26 protein-coding genes are annotated in these 19415 nt (G+C 62.1%); 2 read left to right on the top strand and 24 right to left on the bottom strand.

All coding sequences use genetic code 11. The features are described 5' to 3' along the window. Position 1: 1 nt before the first annotated feature. The 20 genes from rpsE to DF200_RS03815 form a co-directional block, all read right to left on the bottom strand. Positions 2-733: a 30S ribosomal protein S5 gene (gene rpsE / locus DF200_RS03910; protein ID WP_109136985.1), complete on the bottom strand. Its 732-nt coding sequence runs from the start codon at positions 731-733 to the stop codon at positions 2-4. Further along, complete coding sequence (rplR, locus tag DF200_RS03905) at positions 730-1101, bottom strand: 50S ribosomal protein L18 (protein ID WP_109136984.1); 372 nt, start codon at positions 1099-1101, stop codon at positions 730-732. Before rplR ends, rpsE begins: the two co-directional genes overlap by 4 nt. Before the next feature lies 1 nt (position 1102). Further along, complete coding sequence (gene rplF, locus DF200_RS03900) at positions 1103-1642, bottom strand: 50S ribosomal protein L6 (RefSeq protein WP_109136983.1); 540 nt, start codon at positions 1640-1642, stop codon at positions 1103-1105. 20 nt (positions 1643-1662) lie between these two features. Then, positions 1663-2061 (bottom strand): 30S ribosomal protein S8, encoded by a 399-nt coding sequence (gene rpsH / locus DF200_RS03895; RefSeq protein ID WP_100510723.1) that lies wholly within the window; start codon positions 2059-2061, stop codon positions 1663-1665. Positions 2062-2147: 86 nt separating this feature from the next. After that, positions 2148-2333 carry a type Z 30S ribosomal protein S14 gene (locus tag DF200_RS03890; RefSeq protein ID WP_033493929.1) on the bottom strand — a complete coding sequence of 62 codons (186 nt, stop codon included), beginning with the start codon at positions 2331-2333 and terminating at the stop codon, positions 2148-2150. 1 nt (position 2334) lies between these two features. Further along, entirely contained in the window at positions 2335-2907 is a 573-nt protein-coding gene (gene rplE, locus DF200_RS03885; RefSeq protein ID WP_109136982.1) for a 50S ribosomal protein L5, read from the bottom strand. Next, positions 2904-3239 carry a 50S ribosomal protein L24 gene (gene rplX / locus DF200_RS03880; RefSeq protein ID WP_109136981.1) on the bottom strand — a complete coding sequence of 112 codons (336 nt, stop codon included), beginning with the start codon at positions 3237-3239 and terminating at the stop codon, positions 2904-2906. Before rplX ends, rplE begins: the two co-directional genes overlap by 4 nt. Further along, the gene (gene rplN, locus DF200_RS03875; RefSeq protein WP_093959612.1) at positions 3240-3608 is read right to left on the bottom strand and encodes a 50S ribosomal protein L14; all 369 of its coding nucleotides are present in this window, start codon (positions 3606-3608) and stop codon (positions 3240-3242) included. A 94-nt stretch (positions 3609-3702) separates the two neighbouring features. After that, the gene (gene rpsQ, locus DF200_RS03870) at positions 3703-3963 is read right to left on the bottom strand and encodes a 30S ribosomal protein S17 (protein ID WP_109136980.1); all 261 of its coding nucleotides are present in this window, start codon (positions 3961-3963) and stop codon (positions 3703-3705) included. Positions 3964-3965: 2 nt separating this feature from the next. Beyond that, a complete protein-coding gene (gene rpmC / locus DF200_RS03865; RefSeq protein WP_109136979.1) occupies positions 3966-4217 on the bottom strand; it encodes a 50S ribosomal protein L29 in 252 nt (83 codons plus the stop codon). Beyond that, positions 4217-4636: a 50S ribosomal protein L16 gene (rplP, locus tag DF200_RS03860; protein ID WP_109136978.1), complete on the bottom strand. Its 420-nt coding sequence runs from the start codon at positions 4634-4636 to the stop codon at positions 4217-4219. Before rplP ends, rpmC begins: the two co-directional genes overlap by 1 nt. Before the next feature lie 5 nt (positions 4637-4641). After that, the gene (gene rpsC, locus DF200_RS03855) at positions 4642-5445 is read right to left on the bottom strand and encodes a 30S ribosomal protein S3 (protein ID WP_109136977.1); all 804 of its coding nucleotides are present in this window, start codon (positions 5443-5445) and stop codon (positions 4642-4644) included. Positions 5446-5448: 3 nt separating this feature from the next. After that, positions 5449-5808, bottom strand: a complete 360-nt coding sequence (gene rplV / locus DF200_RS03850; protein WP_109136976.1) for a 50S ribosomal protein L22 — start codon at positions 5806-5808, stop codon at positions 5449-5451. 21 nt (positions 5809-5829) lie between these two features. After that, the gene (gene rpsS / locus DF200_RS03845; protein ID WP_033490666.1) at positions 5830-6108 is read right to left on the bottom strand and encodes a 30S ribosomal protein S19; all 279 of its coding nucleotides are present in this window, start codon (positions 6106-6108) and stop codon (positions 5830-5832) included. A gap of 15 nt (positions 6109-6123) precedes the next feature. Then, the gene (gene rplB / locus DF200_RS03840) at positions 6124-6954 is read right to left on the bottom strand and encodes a 50S ribosomal protein L2 (protein WP_109136975.1); all 831 of its coding nucleotides are present in this window, start codon (positions 6952-6954) and stop codon (positions 6124-6126) included. Positions 6955-6984: 30 nt separating this feature from the next. Then, a complete protein-coding gene (gene rplW / locus DF200_RS03835; protein ID WP_109136974.1) occupies positions 6985-7281 on the bottom strand; it encodes a 50S ribosomal protein L23 in 297 nt (98 codons plus the stop codon). A 2-nt stretch (positions 7282-7283) separates the two neighbouring features. Continuing rightward, positions 7284-7943, bottom strand: a complete 660-nt coding sequence (rplD, locus tag DF200_RS03830) for a 50S ribosomal protein L4 (protein WP_439098312.1) — start codon at positions 7941-7943, stop codon at positions 7284-7286. A gap of 5 nt (positions 7944-7948) precedes the next feature. Further along, positions 7949-8596 (bottom strand): 50S ribosomal protein L3, encoded by a 648-nt coding sequence (rplC, locus tag DF200_RS03825; protein WP_109136972.1) that lies wholly within the window; start codon positions 8594-8596, stop codon positions 7949-7951. Positions 8597-8613: 17 nt separating this feature from the next. Next, the gene (gene rpsJ / locus DF200_RS03820; RefSeq protein WP_006288664.1) at positions 8614-8922 is read right to left on the bottom strand and encodes a 30S ribosomal protein S10; all 309 of its coding nucleotides are present in this window, start codon (positions 8920-8922) and stop codon (positions 8614-8616) included. Between the two features lie 388 nt (positions 8923-9310). Continuing rightward, positions 9311-10267, bottom strand: coding sequence for a hypothetical protein (locus tag DF200_RS03815; RefSeq protein ID WP_146192004.1), 957 nt, complete (start codon positions 10265-10267; stop codon positions 9311-9313). A 336-nt stretch (positions 10268-10603) separates the two neighbouring features. Here DF200_RS03815 and budA point away from each other — a divergent pair, with 336 nt between their 5' ends. After that, on the top strand, positions 10604-11353 hold the full coding sequence (gene budA, locus DF200_RS03810) for an acetolactate decarboxylase (protein WP_109136970.1): 750 nt from the start codon (positions 10604-10606) through the stop codon (positions 11351-11353). 194 nt (positions 11354-11547) lie between these two features. On the opposite strand, the gene adhE is transcribed toward budA, so the two are convergent. After that, a complete protein-coding gene (gene adhE, locus DF200_RS03805; protein WP_241520110.1) occupies positions 11548-14283 on the bottom strand; it encodes a bifunctional acetaldehyde-CoA/alcohol dehydrogenase in 2736 nt (911 codons plus the stop codon). Between the two features lie 612 nt (positions 14284-14895). On the opposite strand from adhE, the gene glgX reads away from it, so the two are divergent. Further along, on the top strand, positions 14896-17541 hold the full coding sequence (gene glgX / locus DF200_RS03800) for a glycogen debranching protein GlgX (RefSeq protein WP_109136968.1): 2646 nt from the start codon (positions 14896-14898) through the stop codon (positions 17539-17541). 227 nt (positions 17542-17768) lie between these two features. Here the strand turns inward: glgX and rpsI are convergent, their stop codons facing one another. The 3 genes from rpsI to DF200_RS03785 all read right to left on the bottom strand — a co-directional run bounded on the left by rpsI (position 17769) and on the right by DF200_RS03785 (position 19382). Further along, entirely contained in the window at positions 17769-18257 is a 489-nt protein-coding gene (gene rpsI, locus DF200_RS03795) for a 30S ribosomal protein S9 (protein WP_109136967.1), read from the bottom strand. A 26-nt stretch (positions 18258-18283) separates the two neighbouring features. Continuing rightward, positions 18284-18733: a 50S ribosomal protein L13 gene (gene rplM, locus DF200_RS03790; protein WP_109136966.1), complete on the bottom strand. Its 450-nt coding sequence runs from the start codon at positions 18731-18733 to the stop codon at positions 18284-18286. Positions 18734-18917: 184 nt separating this feature from the next. Continuing rightward, positions 18918-19382, bottom strand: a complete 465-nt coding sequence (locus DF200_RS03785; protein ID WP_109136965.1) for a very short patch repair endonuclease — start codon at positions 19380-19382, stop codon at positions 18918-18920. Between the last annotated feature and the right edge of the window lie 33 nt (positions 19383-19415).

The raw sequence follows: 19415 nt of genomic DNA, 5'->3' as shown, positions 1-19415 counted from the left end.
CTCACTCACCGTCCTTCTCTTCAGCGGCCTTGGCGGCGGCTTCCTCGCGAGCCTTGCGGGCTTCGGCGATGCCGGCGGCACGCTCACGAAGCAGGGCTTCGGGGGCGACCTCCTCAAGGCTCAGACCACGACGGGCGGCGACCTCCTCCGGCTCCTCAAGCTGCTTGAGGGCGGCGACGGTGGCGTTCACCACGTTGATGGAGTTGGCCGAACCCATGGACTTGGACAGGATGTCGGTCACACCGGCGCACTCAAGCACGGCGCGGACCGGACCGCCGGCGATAACGCCGGTTCCCGGGGCGGCCGGACGAAGCAGCACGGTGCCGGCGGCGTCGTGGCCCTGCACCGGGTGGGTGATGGTGCCGCGGACGCGCGGAATGGTGAACATGTGCTTCTTGGCGTCGAGCTGGCCCTTGGCGATGGCGGCAGGGACCTCACGGGACTTGCCGTAGCCAACGCCCACGGTGCCGTTGCCGTCACCGACGACCACGAGAGCGGCGAAGCTGAACGTACGACCGCCCTTGTGGGTCTTGGCCACACGGTTGATGGTGACCACGCGGTCCAGCAGCTCGTCGCCGCGGTTCTCCTCGCGACGGTTGCGACGGTCGCCTCGACGACCTTCGCCGCGACCACCGCGACGGCCCTTGCGCTCCTCGTTCTTGGCGCCGGCTTCGGTTTCGTTCTTCTGCGAATCTTCAGCCACTTGGGTTTCCTTCACTTCGTTGTCGCTCACAGTGCCAGACCTCCCTCGCGGGCGCCCTCAGCAACAGCTGCAACGCGACCATGGTACTTGTTGCCACCGCGGTCGAAGACGACGGCGGTGATGCCTGCGGCCTTGGCACGTTCGGCGACAAGCTCGCCGACCTTCTTGGCGGCGTCGGTCTTGGTGCCTTCGAAGCCGGAGAACTCCTCGTTCATCGTGGAGGCGTTGACCAGGGTGATGCCCTTGGTGTCATCCACGACCTGAGCGAACATGTTGCGGTTGGTGCGGGTAACGACCAGACGCGGACGCTCGGGAGTGCCGATGATCCTCTTGCGGAGACGAGCGTGACGGCGCAGGCGGGCAACCTTCTTGCCCTTACCGAAAATCTTGACGGTCATATTACTTACCAGCCTTTCCAGCCTTGCGCAGGATACGCTCGTCCGCGTACTTGACGCCCTTGCCCTTGTAGGGTTCCGGAGCGCGGAGCTTGCGGATGTTAGCTGCGACCTGGCCGACGACCTGCTTGTCGTAACCCTTGACAACGAGCTCGTTCGGGTTGACGATCTCGAACTCGATGCCTTCCGGCGGGTTCACGGTGATGGTGTGGGAGTAGCCCAGGAAGAACTCAAGGCCCTTGCCCTTGGCGACCACACGGTAACCGGTGCCGACGATGAGCAGGCGCTTGGCGTAGCCCTCGTGCACGCCCTTGACCATCGAAGCGATGATGGAGCGGCTCAGGCCATGCTTGGCGCGGGTGGGACGAAGATCATCGGCCGTGGTGAGAACAATCTCGTTGTTCTCCACGGTGGCGGTGATGCCTTCGGGGATAGTGTAGGAGTCGGAACCCTTGGGACCCTTGGCGCTGAACACCTGTCCGTCGAGCTTGACCTCAACCCCAGCCGGAATGGCGACGGGGAGCTTACCGATATGCGATGCCATAAGTTATCAGCTCTCCTTTCTCACCACACGTAGGCGACGATCTCGCCGCCGATGCCTTCCTTGAGGCATTCCTTCTGGGTCATCAGTCCCGAGCTGGTCGAGATGATGGCGATGCCAAGACCACCCAGCGGCATGGGCAGGGAGTCGGACTTGGCGTAACGACGAAGGCCCGGCTTGGAAACGCGCTTGATGCCTTCGATGGAACGCTCGCCGTTCGGGCCGTACTTGAGGGTGACCTCAAGGGTCTGGCCGACCTTGGCTTCCTTGGCGGTGAAGTCCTTGATGTAGCCTTCACGCTTCAGGATGGCGGCGATGGCCGCCTTGAACTTGGAGTACGGCATGTCGACGGTCTCGTGCTTAGCCGTGCTCGCGTTACGCAGACGCGTAAGCATGTCTGCGATCGGATCTGTCATTGTCATGTGGGCTTATGCCCTTCCTCGCCGTGGTTTCCGCCGCTTCACGGCCTTTGTACAGCCGTGAAGCAGTGGACCTTCAGCGTCGATATTTACCAACTGGACTTCGTGACGCCGGGAAGCTCTCCGCGGTGGGCCTTCTCGCGAAGGCAGACGCGGCAGAGACCGAACTTGCGGTACACGGAATGGGGACGACCGCAGACCTGGCAGCGCGTGTAAGCGCGAACCTTGAACTTAGGCTTGCCGGCCGCCTTGTTCTTCAGAGCGGTTTTTGCCATATCAGTTCTCCTTGAACGGGAAACCGAGGTGCTTGAGCAGAACCTTGGCCTCCTGGTCGTTCTTGGTCGAGGTGACGACTGTGATGTCCATACCACGCTGGTGGTCGACCTCATCGGGGTCGATTTCGATGAACATCGTCTGTTCCGTCAGACCAAAGTTGTAGTTGCCATTGCCATCGAACTGATTGCCGTTGATGCCGCGGAAATCACGAATACGAGGCAGAGCCAGGGTCAGAAGGCGATCGAGGAACTCCCACATGCGCTCGCCACGGAGGGTGACGTACGCACCGATGGCCTGGCCTTCGCGCAGGTGGAACTGGGCGACGGACTTCTTGGCCTTGGTGATCTTCGGCTTCTGGCCGGTAATCTTGGTCAGGTCGGAGACAGCGCCTTCGATGAGCTTGGAGTCGCGGGCAGCGGCACCGACGCCCATGGAGACGACGACCTTTTCGACACGAGCGACCTGCATGGGGTTGGAGTACTTGAACTCCTTCTCCAGCTCAGGAACGATGACCTCGTTGTACTGCTGCTTCAAGCGCGGGGTTGCCGGCGCTTCGATAGTGGTATCGGTCATGCCAGCTCCTTTCCGGACTTCTTGGCAACGCGGACGCGCACCTTCTTGACCTTGCCGTCACGGGCCTCTTCCTTGACGATGACGCCGACGCGGGTCGGCTGCTTCGTCTCGGGGTCGATGACCATCACGTTGGAGCGATGGATCGGGGCCTCCACGGACACGATGCCGGCCTGCTGGCCCTGCTGGGTGGCGCGGACGTGCTTCTTGACGAGCTGAACGCCTTCGACGATCAGGCGGTCGTTCGGCAGGATCTTGACGACCTTGCCTTCCTTGCCGCGGTCCTTGCCGCGGATGACCTTGACCTCATCACCGGTCTTGATCTTGGCTACCACTCAGATCACCTCCGGGGCGAGGGACACGATCTTCATGAAGCGCTTGTCGCGCAGTTCACGACCGACCGGTCCGAAAATACGAGTGCCCTTGGGTTCACGGCCGGAGCCGAGAATGACGGCGGCGTTCTCGTCGAACTTGATGTAGGAGCCATCGGCGCGGCGGGTTTCCTTCACGGTGCGAACGACCACTGCCTTGACAACGTCGCTCTTCTTGACCGATCCGCCGGGAATGGCGTCCTTGACAGTGGCGACGATGACGTCGCCAATGCCTGCATAACGGCGCTTCGAACCACCGAGCACGCGGATGGTCAAGAGTTCCTTGGCACCCGTGTTGTCGGCGACACGAAGTCGCGATTCCTGCTGAATCATTGATTCTCCTTAAGCCGAGCTGGTCCTCCCCATTCACTCGGCGGCCGAGACGAACCCGGCCGCCGGGTGAATGGCGAGCCTTGCCGAACTTGTATTACTTAGCGCGCTCCACGATGGCGTCGAGACGCCAACGCTTCGTCTTGCTCAGGGGTCGAGTTTCCATAATACTCACGAGGTCGCCAATGTGCGCCTCGTTGTGTTCATCATGGGCCTTGACCTTGCTGGTGGTGCGAACGACCTTGCCGTACAGCGGGTGGGTCGAACGGTGCTCGATCTCCACCGTGATGGTCTTGTCCATCTTGTCGGACACGACGTAGCCACGGCGGACCTTGCGGAAGTTACGCTCTTCAGCCATGCTTACTTCTCCTCGGTCTTATCTTCTGCGGGAGCCTCGCTGATGCCAAGCTCACGCTCGCGAAGAACCGTGTACATGCGAGCGATGTCGCGCTTGACGGCCTTCAGACGAGAGGTGTTTTCGAGCTGACCGGTGGCAGCCTGGAAGCGGAGGTTGAACAGCTCTTCCTTGGACTGCTTGAGAGCAGCCTCGATCTCGGCATTGGTCTTTTCGTTGAGGTTCTTGATGGTGTAATCAGCTGTACCGACTGACATCAGTTGTCACCGCCTTCACGAGCAATGATCCTGCACTTCATGGGGAGCTTGTCGATGGCGCGGCGCAGGGCCTCACGACCGACTTCCTCCGAGACACCGCCGATTTCGAACATCACACGGCCGGGACGCACGTTGGCGATCCAGAACTCAGGGGCACCCTTACCGGAACCCATTCGGGCACCGAGAGCGTGCTTGGTGAGCGGACGGTCAGGGAAGATCGTAATCCACACGCGGCCACCACGCTTGATGTAGCGGGTCATGGCGATACGAGCGGCCTCGATCTGGCGGTTGGTCACGTAAGCCGGAGCCAGTGCCTGGATGCCGAAATCGCCGAAGGCGATCTCGTTGCCGCCCTTGGACATGCCCTTACGGGTAGGACGATGCTGCTTGCGATATTTAGTCCTCTTCGGAATAAGCATCTGGTTTACTCCTTTGCTTCCTTGGCGGCAGGAGCAGCGGCTTCCTGCTTCGCCTCAGCCTGAGCGGGAGCGGCCTTCTGGGCGTCACGGCGGGCGCCACGACGCGGGCGGCGGTCGCCACGACGGCCACGGCCGTTGTTCTGCTGGGCCTGCTGCTCCTCGAACTCACGCTCGGTCATGTCGCCCTTGTAGATCCACACCTTCACGCCGATGCGGCCGTAGGTGGTACGGGCTTCGAAGAAGCCGTAGTCGATGAGGGCGCGCAGCGTCTGCAGCGGCACACGGCCTTCGCGGTAGAACTCCGAACGGCTCATTTCGGCACCGCCGAGGCGGCCGGAGAGCTTGATTCGGATGCCCTTGGCACCGGCGCGCATGGCGTCCTGCTGGGCCTTGCGCATGGCGCGACGGAAGGTGACGCGGTTGGTGAGCTGCTCGGCGATGCCCTGAGCGACGAGCTGGGCGTCGATGGCGGCGTTCTTGACCTCGAAGATGTTGAGCTGGACCTGCTTGCCAGTCAGCTTTTCGAGCTTGGCGCGGACCTTGTCGGCCTCGGCGCCGCGGCGGCCGATGACGATGCCCGGACGAGCGGTGTGGATGTCCACACGCACACGGTCGCGGGTACGCTCGATGACGATGCGGGAGACGCCCGCACGTTCGAGGTCGGCGTTCAGCACCTTGCGGATCTTGTCGTCCTCAAGGATGAAGTCGCTGTAACGCTCGCCGGCCTTGTTGGAATCGGAGAACCAACGGCTGCGGTGGGATTCGGTTACGCCAAGACGGTACCCAAACGGGTTGATCTTCTGACCCATTTTTTATCGGGCTCCTTCCTTGTTGGCGACGATAACCGTGATGTGGCTGGTGCGCTTGTTGATGCGAGCGGCACGGCCCTGGGCGCGTGCGCGGAAACGCTTCAACGTGACGCCCTCATCGACGTACGTCTCCTTGACCACCAGTTCGTTCTCGCGGAACGGCTCGTTGGCGCGATCGGCCTTGACGCGAGCGTTGGCGATGGCGCTCTCCAGGACCTTGCGGACCGGAACGGCCGCATCCTGCGGAGCGAACTTCAGAATGGTCACCGCTTCGGTCGCCTGCTTGCCTCGGATGAGGTCGACGACGCGGCGAGCCTTGCGCGGCGTCACGCGGACGTGACGGGCGATTGCTTTAGCTTCCATGTGTCTTTACTCTCCTCGCCTTTAGCGGCGTGCCTTCTTGTCGTCCTTGACGTGACCCTTGAAGGTACGCGTCGGGGCGAACTCACCGAGCTTGTGGCCAACCATGGCCTCGGTGACGAACACCGGGACATGCTTACGACCATCGTGAACTGCGAACGTGTGTCCGATGAAATCGGGGGTGATCATCGAACGGCGCGACCACGTCTTGATGACGTTCTTCGTGCCCTTCTCGTTCTGCTCGTCGACCTTCTTCTGCAAGTGGGCGTCGACGAATGGGCCCTTCTTGATGCTACGAGTCATCTGTCAGACACTTCCTTACTTGCGGTTCTTGCCGGCCGGACGACGACGAACGATCATCTTGTTCGAAGCCTTCTTCGGACGACGGGTACGGACTTCGCCCTTGCCCCACGGCGACACCGGCGGCTTACCACCGCGGGTACGACCACCATGCGGGTGATCCACCGGGTTCATGGACTCACCGCGAGTCCACGGACGACGGCCGATCCAACGGGCGCGACCGGCCTTGCCGAGCTGGATGTTGGCGTGCTCGGAGTTGCCGACCTCACCAACGGTGGCGCGGCAGCGGGCGTCCACGTTGCGGATTTCGCCGGACGGCATACGCAGCTGGGCGTAGGCGCCATCCTTGGCGACGAGCTGAACGGCAGCACCGGCGGAACGGGCGATCTTCGCGCCACCCAGCGGACGCAGCTCGATGGCGTGAACCACCGTACCGGTCGGGATGTTGCGCAGAGGCAGGTTGTTGCCGGGCTTGATGTCGGCCTGGGCACCGGTCTCGATGACGTCGCCCTGCTTCACGCCCTCGGGGGCGATGATGTAGCGCTTCTCGCCATCGGCGTAGTGCAGGAGGGCGATGCGGGCGGAACGGTTCGGGTCGTACTCGATGTGAGCGACCTTGGCCGGCACGCCGTCCTTGTCCCAACGCTTGAAGTCGATGAGACGGTACTGGCGCTTGTGGCCACCACCGCGGTGACGGCTCGTGATACGACCGTAGGAGTTACGGCCGCCAGTCTTGCTGAGCTTACGGACCAACGACTTCTCAGGCGTGGAACGCGTGATCTCGGAGAAGTCCGAGACCGAGGCGTTACGACGACCGGCAGACGTCGGCTTGTATGTACGGATAGCCATAATTTAGTTCCTAACTTTCTCGGCTAGCCTTCAGTTACCGAAGATGTCGATGGTCTGGCCCTCGGCCACCGTCACGATGGCGCGCTTCTCGTTCACACGCTGGCCGTAGCCGATGCGGGTGCGGGTGCGCTTGCCGGCGCGGTTGAGGGTGTTGACGTTCGTCACCTTGACATTGAAGATCTGCTCGATAGCCTGCTTGATCTGCACCTTGTTCGCCTTGGGGTTCACCACGAAGGTGTACTGGCCCAGGTCGGAGTTGGCGTAGCTCTTCTCGGAAACGACAGGCTTGATGATGATGTCGTGTGCGGGCTTGTGGATTGCGACCATGATTAGTCCTCCTTAGCGGCCGGGGCGGTCTTCGCCGCGATGAAGGCGTCGAAGCCTTCCTTGGTGAAGACGATGTCCTCGGCGGTCACCACATCGTAGGTGTTGAGCTGGTCGGCGAAGATCGGGTGCACGGTGCGCAGGTTGCGGACCGACAGCCACTCGTTGATGTTCTCGCGGGAGAACACGACGGTGACGAAGCGCTCGGCGGCCACGGACTGCAGAACGGCCTTGGCGGTCTTGGTGGACGGGGTCTCGGCGATGCCGAAGTCAACCACGTGCACGCGACCGGCGTTGGCGCGATCGGACAGCATGTAGCGCAGGGCTGCGGCCTTCATCTTCTTGGGGGTGCGCTGGGAGTAGTCGCGCGGAACCGGTCCGTGGACGACGGCGCCACCTGCCCACTGCGGGGCGCGGATGGAGCCCTGACGGGCACGGCCGGTGCCCTTCTGCTTCCACGGCTTCTTGCCGCCGCCGGAGATGCGGGCGCGGTTCTTCACGGCGTGGGTGCCACGACGGGCGGCAGCCAGCTGCGCGATGACGACCTGGTGCACCAGCGGAACGTGGTTCTGCACTTCCTCGGCGGAGATGCCGAACAGTTCCTCAGGGGCCTCGACGGTGCCGGTCTGGCCTTCGGCGCTCGTGATGTTCAGAGAAATAGCCATGATTATCAGGCTCCCTTCACAGCGGTACGAACCACGACGATGGCGCCCTTCGGGCCCGGGATGGCACCCTTGATGGCGATGACGCCGTTTTCAACATCGTTGGAGACGACGGTCAGGTTCAGCGTGGTGTTGGTGACATGGCCCATGCGACCGGCCATGCGCTTGCCCTTGAGAATACGGCCCGGAGTGGCGCATGCACCGACGGAACCGGGGCGACGCTCGTTCTTGTGGGAGCCGTGGGTACGGCGGTAGGACTTGAAGCCCCAACGCTTGATGGTGCCGGCGAAGCCCTTGCCCTTGGTGGTGCCGGTGACGTCGACCTTGGAACCCTCGGCGAAGACCTCGGCGCTCAGTTCCTGACCCGGCTCGTAGCTCTCGGCTTCGTCGGTGCGGAACTCGACGAGGTGGCGACGCGGGGTCACACCGGCCTTGGCGAAGTGGCCGGCGAGCGGCTTGGTCACCTTGGTCGGATCGATCTGGCCGTAGCCGATCTGGACGGCCTTGTAGCCGTCGGTCTCCTCCGTCTTGACGGCGGTCACCACGTTGGTGGAAACGTCGACCAGCGTGACGGGAACGAAGAAGCCGTTCTCGTCCCACACCTGGGACATGCCGAGCTTCTTGCCCAGCAGTGCATTCTTGATGTTGTTGCTCATAACGGTTCCCCCCTTCCTTACAGCTTGATCTCGATGTTCACGTCCGCCGGCAGGTCGAGACGCATCAGAGAATCGACAGCCTTAGGCGTCGGGTCAACGATGTCAATGAGGCGCTTGTGGGTGCGCATCTCGAAATGCTCGCGGGAATCCTTGTACTTGTGAGGAGAACGGATAACAACAAACACGTTCTTCTCGGTCGGCAGAGGAACCGGGCCAACTACGGTTGCGCCCGCGTTCGTGACCGTCTCGACGATTTTCTTCGCCGACTGGTCAATGACCTCGTGGTCATAGGACTTAAGCCTGATGCGGATTTTCTGTCCCGCCATTGCCGTCCGCCCTTTCTTGCGAATGAATTACTGTTTACCAGCCTGTTTCTCTAGGGCACGTCAAGGCGTGGCCGACTTCGGGATCCCTCCCCGTGGCGGCCGAACCGTATCAGTGCGTGACCATGCAAGGATGTGGAAAATCCTTGTGCCACGCTCGCTTTTGAATAGACAATTTTGCGAGCCCAAAACAGGCAACTTGATTATTAAACCACAACCCATGCCCCTAGCAGAATTCGGGCGTGTCGCGGTTCGTCCGTCCCTCCGAACTTGGTAATTCCGGTCATGAAGGACCCGTTTTCGGGGTCCTTATAAACGGTTCTGCCAAGTTACCGATTCATGAACGGTTTGACCAAACTACCAGTCCTCCGGACAGTTCCCAACCGTACAATCATCCGGTCAGCCTCGGGACCCCGGCCCATTCCAATTTACGTATCAGCGGAACCCTACGATACGCCTCCCCGAACGAGAACCTCACGAATCCGTCCACGACCATCCTCACCCGCTCCTCGCGCTCCTTCTCCGCGATTACGGTGTCGGGCAGACTGCCGTTGCGGTACATGGATTCGTCACGGTATTTGATTCGCCCATCAAGTTCCGCCACGATACGACGTCCATCCCCGGTCGTCCACAGAAAGTCGACCCGGTCGGGATTGCCGTTCTCGTTGAGGCACGGCATCGCGGCCTGAACCATCGGTTTCGCGAACCCCTCCTCAAGGATCACGCCGTAGGCATAGGATTCGCCGCCGTTGTCGGTCCTGCCGGTCGCGTTGTCGGCCACCCTGAAGGCACGGTCCGCATGACGCCCCCGCTCCCGGAGGAACGAATCCCGAAGCCCCTCACGGGTCATACGCCCCTGACGCAACAGGGAATCGGCCACCGCGAGCGCATCGGGGAACTCCATCCATCTTGCGCAGTCGAACACCGTTCTGGGCAACGGGGTGACCTTCACCCCGTCGACGACGACGTGCGACGCGTCCGTCACGTAATGGCTGGTCACGATATCGGTGCCACGAACCATGGCGTTTCCCTCGATCACGCGATGAATCGTTCTCATCTGCCGATGAGAATCGCATACGCCATGCATCAGTGCGGCGGTCGGTCCGCCGAACACCCAGTGCGGATGTTTCCTCGACAGGGAACGCACCAGATGGCGGAACCGCTCGAATTCGGTCAGTCCCTGCCAATATGACGGCCTCGCATAGCATCGGTTCCCCACGTGAAGCAGTTCCCCTGCGGCCTGCCGCCGCCGTATCATCTGGCGTTCGGCATCGTTGCGGCCCCATACGCACAGCCGTTTCGACTCGGTCTGGTCCAGCATCGTGTTGAGTCTTGTATTCGTTCTCATGATTCGACGGTACGGGGCCGCGACGGCGAAAATCCGGTTCTCCGGACAATGTGGACGAACGTGGCCTCCATCCACAATCCCGTACCTTGGTCAAACAGGTCTCAACAATCCCGAATTTGGTAATTCCGGTCATGAAGGACCTATTTTCACGGGCTTCATGAACGGTTCTGCCAAATTATCGATTGATAAACGAACTGATGGAGAACACTTGGATGGTCGCCGCATAGCCGATGCATCCGAACGAGGATATCGTGATGACGGTCAGTCCCGTGATCATGTGTCCATCCGTGCATGGTTGGTTGAAAACCGTTCGGTCCTCGAATTATCGTGGGGAATATGACGAAATCCCTGGCTGCGAACATCGGACCGATCCATGAGCACGGCGCGAACGTGCTCTATCAGCATGGCACACTCGCCCAGCTTGTGCCGGGTTTGTTGGAGGGCACCACCACCATCGGGAACCTGCTGACGCATGGCGACACGGGCATCGGCACCGGCGAGGGGCTCGACGGCGAGCTCATCATCCTCGACGGCATCGCCTATAAGATCGGCCAGTCCGGCGTGGCCGAGGTCCTGCCCGACGACTTCACCGTACCGTTCGCCAGCGTGCATCACGCGGCCTTCCAATACCAGTGCGAACGCAGCGACATCGGACTGGAGGACCTCAACAAGAAGATCGTGGCGGCCAACGGGCGGGCGAACACGTTCTTCGCGGTCATCGTCCGCGGCACGTTCAGTTTCATCAAAACCCGCGCGGTAATCAAACAGCAGGCCCCGTACCCGACGTTGGAGGAGGTGGCCGACCGGCAGGCCATGTTCCTCGGCCATGACGTGAGGGGAACGATGCTCGGCTATTTCTCGCCGGTGATGTTCAACGGTGCGGCCGTGGCCGGTTTCCACGAGCATTTTCTTTCCGACGACCATTCGATCGGCGGTCATGTGCTCGACGCGGTGCTGGAGCGCGGCGACATATTGAGTCAGGTGTTCGATACGCTGGTGCAGCATCTTCCCGTGGACAATCCCGAATACCGCAGCCACGACTTCACCCACGACCCGATCGCCGAGGCCATCGCCAAGGCGGAGTAGGCCGTAATTGGTCGAATCGTTCATAAAGACCATCAAAACCGGTTCTTCATGACCGAAATTACCAAATTCCGGGTATTGATTGAAAACGAAGTCCCCCGTCGTCCGGGGATGACGACGGGGGACTTCATCGATAGAGGGGGCCGTGGCCGGAGTCCGACAAACCACCGGTTCCGGCCACGGGTTCGGGGAGGACGTCAGTCGCGCTGGGAGGCTTCCTCGACGGAGGCGGTGCCTTCGCGCTCGACGCGGATGCGGTGGCCTTCGGCCTGCGGCACGCCGTAGTAGGCGGCGATGGCGATGTCCTTCATGTCCTCGATCATCGGGATGCGCGGGTTGGCCGGGGTGCACTGGTCCTCGTAGGCGCGCATGCCGATCTGCTCAAGCACGCTCCAGAAGTAGTCCTCGTCCACGCCGGCGGCCTGGAAGGAACGGTCCATGCCGAGCTTGTTGTCGCGGTAGTCCTCGACGGCGCGGGCCAGGTTCTCGACGCCTTCCTCGACGGTGTTGCCGGGGTCGATGCCGAGGTTCTTGGCGATCTCCTGATAGCGCTGCGGGGCGACGTACTTGTTGTACTTCGGCCAGCTGGTCGGCTCGTCGGGGATCTGGCCGTTGTAGCGGATCACGTACGGCAGCAGGATGGAGTTGGTGCGGCCGTGGGCGACGTGGCACAGTGCGCCGATGGTGTGGGCCATGCCGTGGCACATGCCGAGGAACGCGGAGCCGAAGGCCATGCCGGCCATGGTGGCGGCGTTGTGCATCTTCTCCTGGGCCATCGGGTTGGCGGCGCCTTCCCTCACGGAGGTCTCAAGGTTCTCCCACACCAGCTTGGCGGCGTGCAGCGCCATGCCGTCGGTGAAGTCGTTGGCGTAGACGGAGACGTAGGCCTCGAAGGAGTGGGTCAGGGCGTCGAAGCCGGAGTCGCAGGCCAGCTTGCGCGGCTGGGTGCGGGCCAGCACCGGGTCCACGATGGCGACGGACGGGGTCAGCGCGTAGTCGGTGACCGGGTACTTGTAGCCGGTCTTGTGGTCGGTGATCACGGCGAACGGCGTGACTTCGGAGCCGGTGCCGGACGAGGTCGGGATGCAGACCAGGCGGGCCTTCTTGCCGAGGGCTGGCAGCTTGAACGCGCGCTTGCGGATATCGAAGAACTTCTCGCGGATGTCTGCGAATTCGATTTCCGGGTGCTCGTAGAGCAGCCACATGATCTTGGAGGCGTCCATCGGGGAGCCGCCGCCGATGGCGATGATGGTGTCGGGCTGGAACTCGTCGCGCATCATGGCGGCGCCGCGTTCGACGGTCTCGACCGAGGGCTCGGGCTCGACGTAGTCGATGATGCGGTACTGCACGTTGTTCGGACGCAGGCGCAGCTGGTGGATGGCCTTCTCCACGACGCCAAGATCGAGCATGACCTTGTCACAGACGATGACGACGCGGTTGACGTCGGCCATGTCGCGCAGGTACTTGATGGCATTCGGCTCGAAGTAGGTCTTGGCCGGGATCTTGAACCACTGCATGTTGTTGTTCCTCCGAGCGACGCGCTTGATGTTGATGAGGTTGACCGCCTGGACGTTGCCGGAGACCGAGTTGCCGCCGTAGGAACCGCAGCCGAGGGTCAGCGACGGGGCGATGGCGTTGTAGATGTCGCCGATGCCGCCGAGGGAGGAGGGCTGGTTCCAGATGATGCGGCAGGCGTGCATGCGGTTGCCGTACTCGTCGACCAGGGCCTGGTCGTTCGTGTGGATGGCGGCGGTGTGGCCGGCGCCGTGCACGAGCATCTTCTCGCACATCTCGAAGGCCTGCTCCTTGTTGTCGGACTTCAGGAAGGCCTGGATCGGGGAGAGCTTCTCCATGGTGAGCGGCTCCATCTCGCCGACCTCCTTGCATTCGGCGGCGAGGATGGTGGCGTCGGACGGGATCTCGAAGCCGGCGGCGTGGGCGATGGCCTGCGGGGACTTGCCGGGCACCCAGGCGTTGAGCTTGGTCTTCTGGTCCGGGCTCTCGTAGGCGGTGACGCCGAACACGAACTTCTCGAGCTTGGCCTTTTCCTCGGCGTTGACGAAGTAGGCCTTGCGCTTCTTGAGTTCGGCCAGCAGCGGCTCGTACACGGACTTGTCGGCGATGACGGCCTGCTCGGTGGCGCAGATCATGCCGTAGTCGAAGTGCTTGGAGAGGATGAGGTCGTTGGCGGTGCGCACGATGTCGGCGTCCGGGGCCACGTAGGCCGGGGCGTTGCCGGCGCCCACGCCGAGGGCGGGCTTGCCGGAGGTGTACGCGGCCTTGACCATGCCGGGGCCGCCGGTGGCGAGGATGGTGGCGACGCCCGGGTGCTTCATCAGGGCGCCGGTGGCCTCGATGGACGGGTGCTCGATCCACTGGATGCAGTCCTCGGGGGCGCCTGCCTTGATGGCGGCGTCGCGCACGATGCGCGCGGCCTCGACGGAGCACTTCTGGGCGCCCGGGTGGAAGCCGAAGACGATCGGGCAGCGGGTCTTCAGGGCGATGAGCGACTTGAAGATGGCGGTGGAGGTCGGGTTGGTGACCGGGGTCACGCCGGCGACGACGCCGACGGGCTCGGCGATCTCGGTGATGCCTTCGACGTCGTCCTCACGGATGATGCCGACGGTCTTCTGACCGGCCAGGTAGTTGGTGATGTGCTCACACGCGAAGATGTTCTTGGTGGCCTTGTCCTCCACCAGACCACGCTTGGTCTCCTCGACGGCGAGCTTGGCGAGCACGAGGTGCTTGTTCAGCGCGGCGACGGAAGCCTTGGCGACGATGTGGTCGACCTGCTTCTGATCGAGCGCCTCGAACTTCCTGAGGGCGACCTGCGCCTTCCTGACGAGGGCGTCGACCTCCTGCTCGGCGGAAACGGCTGCGTTCTCCTGGGGCTTGACGGCGGTTTCTTCCGTCTTCTTCTTAGCTGCGACCACGTGTCCTCCTCGATCGTGTAGCCAAGTATGGTTTGTTGACATATGACGCTTCCGCCCGCATCCGAGGAAAAATCAATCGGTTATGAATCCGGCCGGAAAGCGGCGACGTGTTATGCCTTCTTCGCCCTGCCGTTGGCTGCGGCATGGGCTGCATCACACCCTGAGGCTGTGACACAAGTCACAATAACACCAAAGAATCGGAACGCAAAACCGACACGCAAACTTTTGCAAAAGTATTTTTTATAAGTGAGATTTGAGGTTAAGAAAGTATGTATTTTCGTAGGTTTTCACGTATATGGACGGTCGATTCCTCGTAAGGCCTCACCGCGATCGGCTCCGTGGCCGATCCTCGGCGGACCACACAGGCCACACACCCGATCCCCCAGCCCTATGGACGACCAGACGGGATGGGACATGGCCACGAAAACACCTTGCACCTTTCTCCGGTCAGACACCGGACACGTCCGGCCATGTACAGGCGCCGCGCAATCATCGCCTCAGATGCCGAACGACCCGCAAACACGCCCAGCCAAAGACAGGCGTGCGCCTCCGTTGAGAACCTGGGGAACCTCGAAGAACCGGACGTTCTGACGCACGGGGTAGTGTGGATGTATGGAACGAACGTCATTACACCGTTATGCCACCCGCCCTGGCTTCTTCCTCACCGAAGACGGCGGCGCCGATGCCGTCGTATGGTCCGAGACGGCGGACCAGATCTGGCTGACCATCATCGAACCCCTCGACAGCCCCAGCGCCTTCTACACCGTCGCCACCCAGCTTCCCAACGACTCCTGCGTGCCCTTCCACGAACAGATCGCCATGTATCCCGTCTGCTCGCGCATCGTGGAGGGACGATACTGCCGGGAGACCCTGTTCAAGATGGAGGGGCCGAACTATGGCATGTGGTTCGTGCACATCCCCCACGCATGGGAAGGCATGCGTTACGGCTACCGTGCCGCCGGCAAATGGGACCCGCGCCGCGGCGTGCAGTTCAACCCCTACAAGGTGCTGCTCGACCCGTACGCCAAAGGCATCGACGGCGAGATGGAGATCGCACCCGAAGCGTTCTCCTACCAATGCACCGTGGAGAACGGACGCGTGCACGGATCCGCATACGGGCAGATGAGCATGCTCGACAACCTCGGACACACGCCGCTCTCCGTCGTCATCGACGACCGTGACATCCACAAGCACGAAGGCGACCCGGAACATCCCCACATCCCCTGGAGCAAGACCGTCATCTACGAGCTGCACGTGAAGGGCTTCACCAAAAACGCGCCGTGGATGGAGGAGTCGCTGCGTGGCACCTATGCCGGACTGGCCCATCCGACCACCATCGCATACCTGCAGAACCTCGGCATCACGTCGGTGGAGCTGCTGCCCATCTTCGCCAGCCAGACCGAAGTGGGCGTGGCCGAACGGGGACTGCCCAACTACTGGGGATACTCCACGCTCGGCTATTTCGCACCCAACCCCGACTACGCCACCGAGGAGGCGCGACGCCAAGGCCCCGCCGCCGTGCGCAAGGAGGTCATCGACATGGTGCGCGCCCTGCATGCGGGCGGCATCGAGGTGCTGCTCGACGTCGTGTTCAACCACACATGCGAGGGCGCCATCGACGGGCCGACCGTCTGCTGGCGCGGACTCGACGCCGTGAGCTACTATCGGCGCCGCACCGACAACCCGGGCATGCTCATCGACACCACCGGATGCGGAAACACCTTCGACTTCACCAACACCCGCGTCATCAATTACGCCGTGGATTCGTTGCGCTACTGGTCCAAACGCATCGGCGTCGACGGATTCCGGTTCGACCTTGCCGCCTCGCTCGCACGCCTCGAAGGCACGTTCAGCAAGCATCACCCGTTCCTGTACGCCCTGCGATCCGACCTCATGCTCGGCAATCTCAAGATGATCATGGAGCCGTGGGACCTCGGCGAAGGAGGTTGGCGCACCGGACAGTTCGGCGTGCCGTTCGCCGAATGGAACGACCATTTCCGCGATTCCACACGGAGGTTCTGGCTCACCGACGTCGACAGCCAGCATCGCGGATTCAACAACGAGATCGGCATGCAGGAGATGGCCACTCGCCTATGCGGCTCGGCCGACCTGTTCGCCACCGATCCCGGCCGCGGCGCCGTCGCGTCCATCAACTTCGTCTCCTGCCACGACGGCTTCACGCTCACCGACCTGACCCGCTACGCGCACAAGCACAACGAGGCGAACGGAGAGAACAACCAGGACGGCAGCAACGTCAACCATTCGTTCAACTTCGGTGTCGAAGGACCCAGCGACGACCCCGCCATCGAGGCGAAACGCGAACGCGCCGCCATGAACATGACCGGCACACTGCTCATGAGCCTCGGCACGCCCATGCTGCTTGCGGGCGACGAGTTCCGCAACACGCAGGACGGCAACAACAACGCCTACTGCCAGGACAACGACATCAACTGGCTGCATTGGGAATGGCTGTTCTCCCCTGAGAAGACCCCCGAGATGCGTCGCCTTGAACATACGACCAAACTCATCGCCCTGCGCAAGTCGCTGGACCTCTACCATCATGAGGACTTCTTCACCGTGCTGTCCATGCTCGGCCTGCTCAAGCCATCAAGCCGCGTGCAATGGCTGCTGCCCAACGGCACGACCCCCATGGAACGCGACTGGTTCGACACCAGCGTGAGATGCTTCGCCATGCGACTGCTGGCGAACAACGAATTCGACGTGGCGATCGTGATCAACGGCCTTGACAAGTCGGTGGACTTCCGGATGCCCGACGACTGCGAGTGGCGCATGATGTGGAGTTCGGCGGAGACCAACGGACGACAGCCGCGCAGGGTCTCCGAAATCATGGACGGCTCGGGCAACGAGGTGCTGCCGCCGGACGACGGCACCATGCTCTACCCCGGCAAGCCCAAGGATTCGGTCTGGACGCTCACCATACCCGATGGGGATACGCCCATCCATCAGGCGTTGCGGGCGGCGCGCGAGCATCGGCTGACGGAGACATTGCACGAACAGAGGGGCGGGGACGACGTGCGTATCGAGAACATCAGTACCAATGAGACGTCCCGCGACGACGGCTCGCATCAGGGCGAGGCGCAGCAGGCCGATGCGTCACGCCATATCCAGGCGGCCACGATGAACGCCAGCTCCGAGGGGGCGGCCGACGCCGAGGGGAAGAGCGACACCGAAGGAAGGAACGTCGACCCTTGGCGCATCGACGGATTGTCCATCAGTCTTTTCCGCCAGATTCGCTGACAACCGTCGTCGATGCCGGCCGGGTCGACCGGCCGGCATCATCAAGTCGTCATCATCAAGTCGTCACATCAGAACGATTCGTTGACCGTTGTGACGGCATAGGGCACACGGCGGCATGAAAAGATCCCCGACATGAAAAGATCCCCTCGCCCATTGGACGAACCAATGAACGAGGGGATCTTCCGTATGCCAGACGACAATCGTATTGCCGTTGCAGCAGGCGAAACTTAACGCTTCGAGTACTGCGGGGCGCGACGTGCCTTGTGCAGACCGGCCTTCTTGCGTTCCACCGCACGGGCGTCACGAGTCAGCATGCCGGCCTTCTTCAGGGCGGCGCGGTTGGAGTCGCGGTCGATGGCGTTCAGGGCGCGGGCGACGCCAAGACGGATGGCGCCGGCCTGGCCGGTGGTGCCACCGCCGTTGACGAGCACGACGACGTCGAACTTGCCTTCGAGCTTCAGCAGGACGATCGGGGAGTTGACCTCACGCTGCTGAATCTTGCCCGGGAAGAACTCCTCCAGGGTGCGGCCGTTGATGGTCCACTTACCGGTGCCCGGAATCAGGCGGACGCGGGCGACGGCCTCCTTGCGACGGCCGGTGCCGTAGCCCGGGGCGATCGCGGAAGTGCCGGTGCCGGCACCGGCGTTGGTCTCGGAAGTGTACTGCGTGAGCTCCTCTTCGGTCTCCTGGACCGCGGAGTTAGTGTTTTCAGCCATAATCGGTGTCTCCTTTCGGTCCTAGATCACTTAGCCTGCTGGGAGATCTGCTTGATCTCGTACTCAACGGGCTTCTGAGGGGTGTGCGGGTGCTCGGCACCCTTGAAGATGCGCAGACGGCCCAGCTGGACCTTCGCCAGACGGTTCTTCGGCAGCATGCCCTTGACGGCGGCCTTGATGATGCGCTCGGGGTTCTTCTCAAGCAGCTCGCCGTAGCTGTCGGCGCGCAGACCACCCGGGAAGCCGGAGTGCATGTACAGGTTCTTGCCCAGCTTGTTGCCGGACAGGGCGATCTTCTCAGCGTTGATGATGATGACATGGTTGCCACCATCGGCGTGAGGAGCGAACGTCGGCTTGTTCTTGCCGCGCAGCAGGTTGGCGGCGGTGGTTGCAAGACGGCCGAGAACCACGTCGGTGGCGTCGATGACGTACCACTCGTGGGTCAGATCGTTAGGCTTCGGTGTGAAAGTTTTCACGATATACCTTTTCTTTACTATTGTGTTCCGGGCAATCGTGGATTGGTCAGATCCCCTTTTGCCGCATTATCCGTGGGCTCCCTGAAAGTCCTATTGGCGAGTGGGACAGCGCTTTGAAGGACCCCTGGGAAACACAACAATCCACTAGTGTACCGCTTTTTGCGTGTTCGTCAAAACGCCGAGGTCAATGCGACACGCCGGTGATTTCGTCGTAAAGACGGGCGAGACGTTCATCGCGGTGCGCCTTGTCGAGTTCGCACTCCCATACGGTGATCACGCGCCAACCCATCGCCTCCAGTTCGGCCCGTTGGCGACGGTCACGGTCACGGTTGCGCGTGAGTTTCGCCGTCCAGAAATCCACGTTCGATTTCGGCATCGAATGTTTGGAGCATCCTTCGTGCATATGCCAGAAGCATCCGTTGACGAACACGACGACATGCCATTTCGGCAGGACGACGTCGGGATGGCCGGGATATCGCCTGTCGTTCTTGCGGAACCGCAGTCCACGCCGGAACAGGTAGCTGCGGGTGAGCACCTCGATGGAGGTGTCCTTGCCACGGATGTGCGACATCGTATAGCTGCGTGTGCCTCGTTCGTATTTCTCCGGCCGTTTCGACCGACTCCCCCGCCCTGGTTTCCTGACTGTCATCGCCGTCGATGATAGTGGCGGAGGGCGATCTTG

The organism is Bifidobacterium catulorum, assembly GCF_003129925.1.
Lineage (GTDB): Bacteria > Actinomycetota > Actinomycetes > Actinomycetales > Bifidobacteriaceae > Galliscardovia > Galliscardovia catulorum.
Note: the sequence above shows the minus strand (reverse complement) of the source record. Positions and strands in the feature narration are given on the sequence as shown.

Bases quoted from the DNA above. Each gene is read 5' to 3' on its own strand.
- rplR (WP_109136984.1), bottom strand. From the start codon at position 1,101: ATGACCGTCAAGATTTTCGGTAAGGGCAAGAAGGTTGCCCGCCTGCGC.
- rplF (WP_109136983.1), bottom strand. From the start codon at position 1,642: ATGGCATCGCATATCGGTAAGCTCCCCGTCGCCATTCCGGCTGGGGTT.
- rpsH (WP_100510723.1), bottom strand. From the start codon at position 2,061: ATGACAATGACAGATCCGATCGCAGACATGCTTACGCGTCTGCGTAAC.
- DF200_RS03890 (WP_033493929.1), bottom strand. From the start codon at position 2,333: ATGGCAAAAACCGCTCTGAAGAACAAGGCGGCCGGCAAGCCTAAGTTC.
- rplE (WP_109136982.1), bottom strand. From the start codon at position 2,907: ATGACCGATACCACTATCGAAGCGCCGGCAACCCCGCGCTTGAAGCAG.
- rplN (WP_093959612.1), bottom strand. From the start codon at position 3,608: ATGATTCAGCAGGAATCGCGACTTCGTGTCGCCGACAACACGGGTGCC.
- rpsQ (WP_109136980.1), bottom strand. From the start codon at position 3,963: ATGGCTGAAGAGCGTAACTTCCGCAAGGTCCGCCGTGGCTACGTCGTG.
- rpmC (WP_109136979.1), bottom strand. From the start codon at position 4,217: ATGTCAGTCGGTACAGCTGATTACACCATCAAGAACCTCAACGAAAAG.
- rplP (WP_109136978.1), bottom strand. From the start codon at position 4,636: ATGCTTATTCCGAAGAGGACTAAATATCGCAAGCAGCATCGTCCTACC.
- rpsC (WP_109136977.1), bottom strand. From the start codon at position 5,445: ATGGGTCAGAAGATCAACCCGTTTGGGTACCGTCTTGGCGTAACCGAA.
- rplV (WP_109136976.1), bottom strand. From the start codon at position 5,808: ATGGAAGCTAAAGCAATCGCCCGTCACGTCCGCGTGACGCCGCGCAAG.
- rpsS (WP_033490666.1), bottom strand. From the start codon at position 6,108: ATGACTCGTAGCATCAAGAAGGGCCCATTCGTCGACGCCCACTTGCAG.
- rplB (WP_109136975.1), bottom strand. From the start codon at position 6,954: ATGGCTATCCGTACATACAAGCCGACGTCTGCCGGTCGTCGTAACGCC.
- rplW (WP_109136974.1), bottom strand. From the start codon at position 7,281: ATGGTCGCAATCCACAAGCCCGCACACGACATCATCATCAAGCCTGTC.
- rplD (WP_439098312.1), bottom strand. From the start codon at position 7,943: ATGGCTATTTCTCTGAACATCACGAGCGCCGAAGGCCAGACCGGCACC.
- rplC (WP_109136972.1), bottom strand. From the start codon at position 8,596: ATGAGCAACAACATCAAGAATGCACTGCTGGGCAAGAAGCTCGGCATG.
- rpsJ (WP_006288664.1), bottom strand. From the start codon at position 8,922: ATGGCGGGACAGAAAATCCGCATCAGGCTTAAGTCCTATGACCACGAG.
- DF200_RS03815 (WP_146192004.1), bottom strand. From the start codon at position 10,267: ATGAGAACGAATACAAGACTCAACACGATGCTGGACCAGACCGAGTCG.
- budA (WP_109136970.1), top strand. From the start codon at position 10,604: ATGACGAAATCCCTGGCTGCGAACATCGGACCGATCCATGAGCACGGC.
- glgX (WP_109136968.1), top strand. From the start codon at position 14,896: ATGGAACGAACGTCATTACACCGTTATGCCACCCGCCCTGGCTTCTTC.
- rpsI (WP_109136967.1), bottom strand. From the start codon at position 18,257: ATGGCTGAAAACACTAACTCCGCGGTCCAGGAGACCGAAGAGGAGCTC.
- DF200_RS03785 (WP_109136965.1), bottom strand. From the start codon at position 19,382: ATGACAGTCAGGAAACCAGGGCGGGGGAGTCGGTCGAAACGGCCGGAG.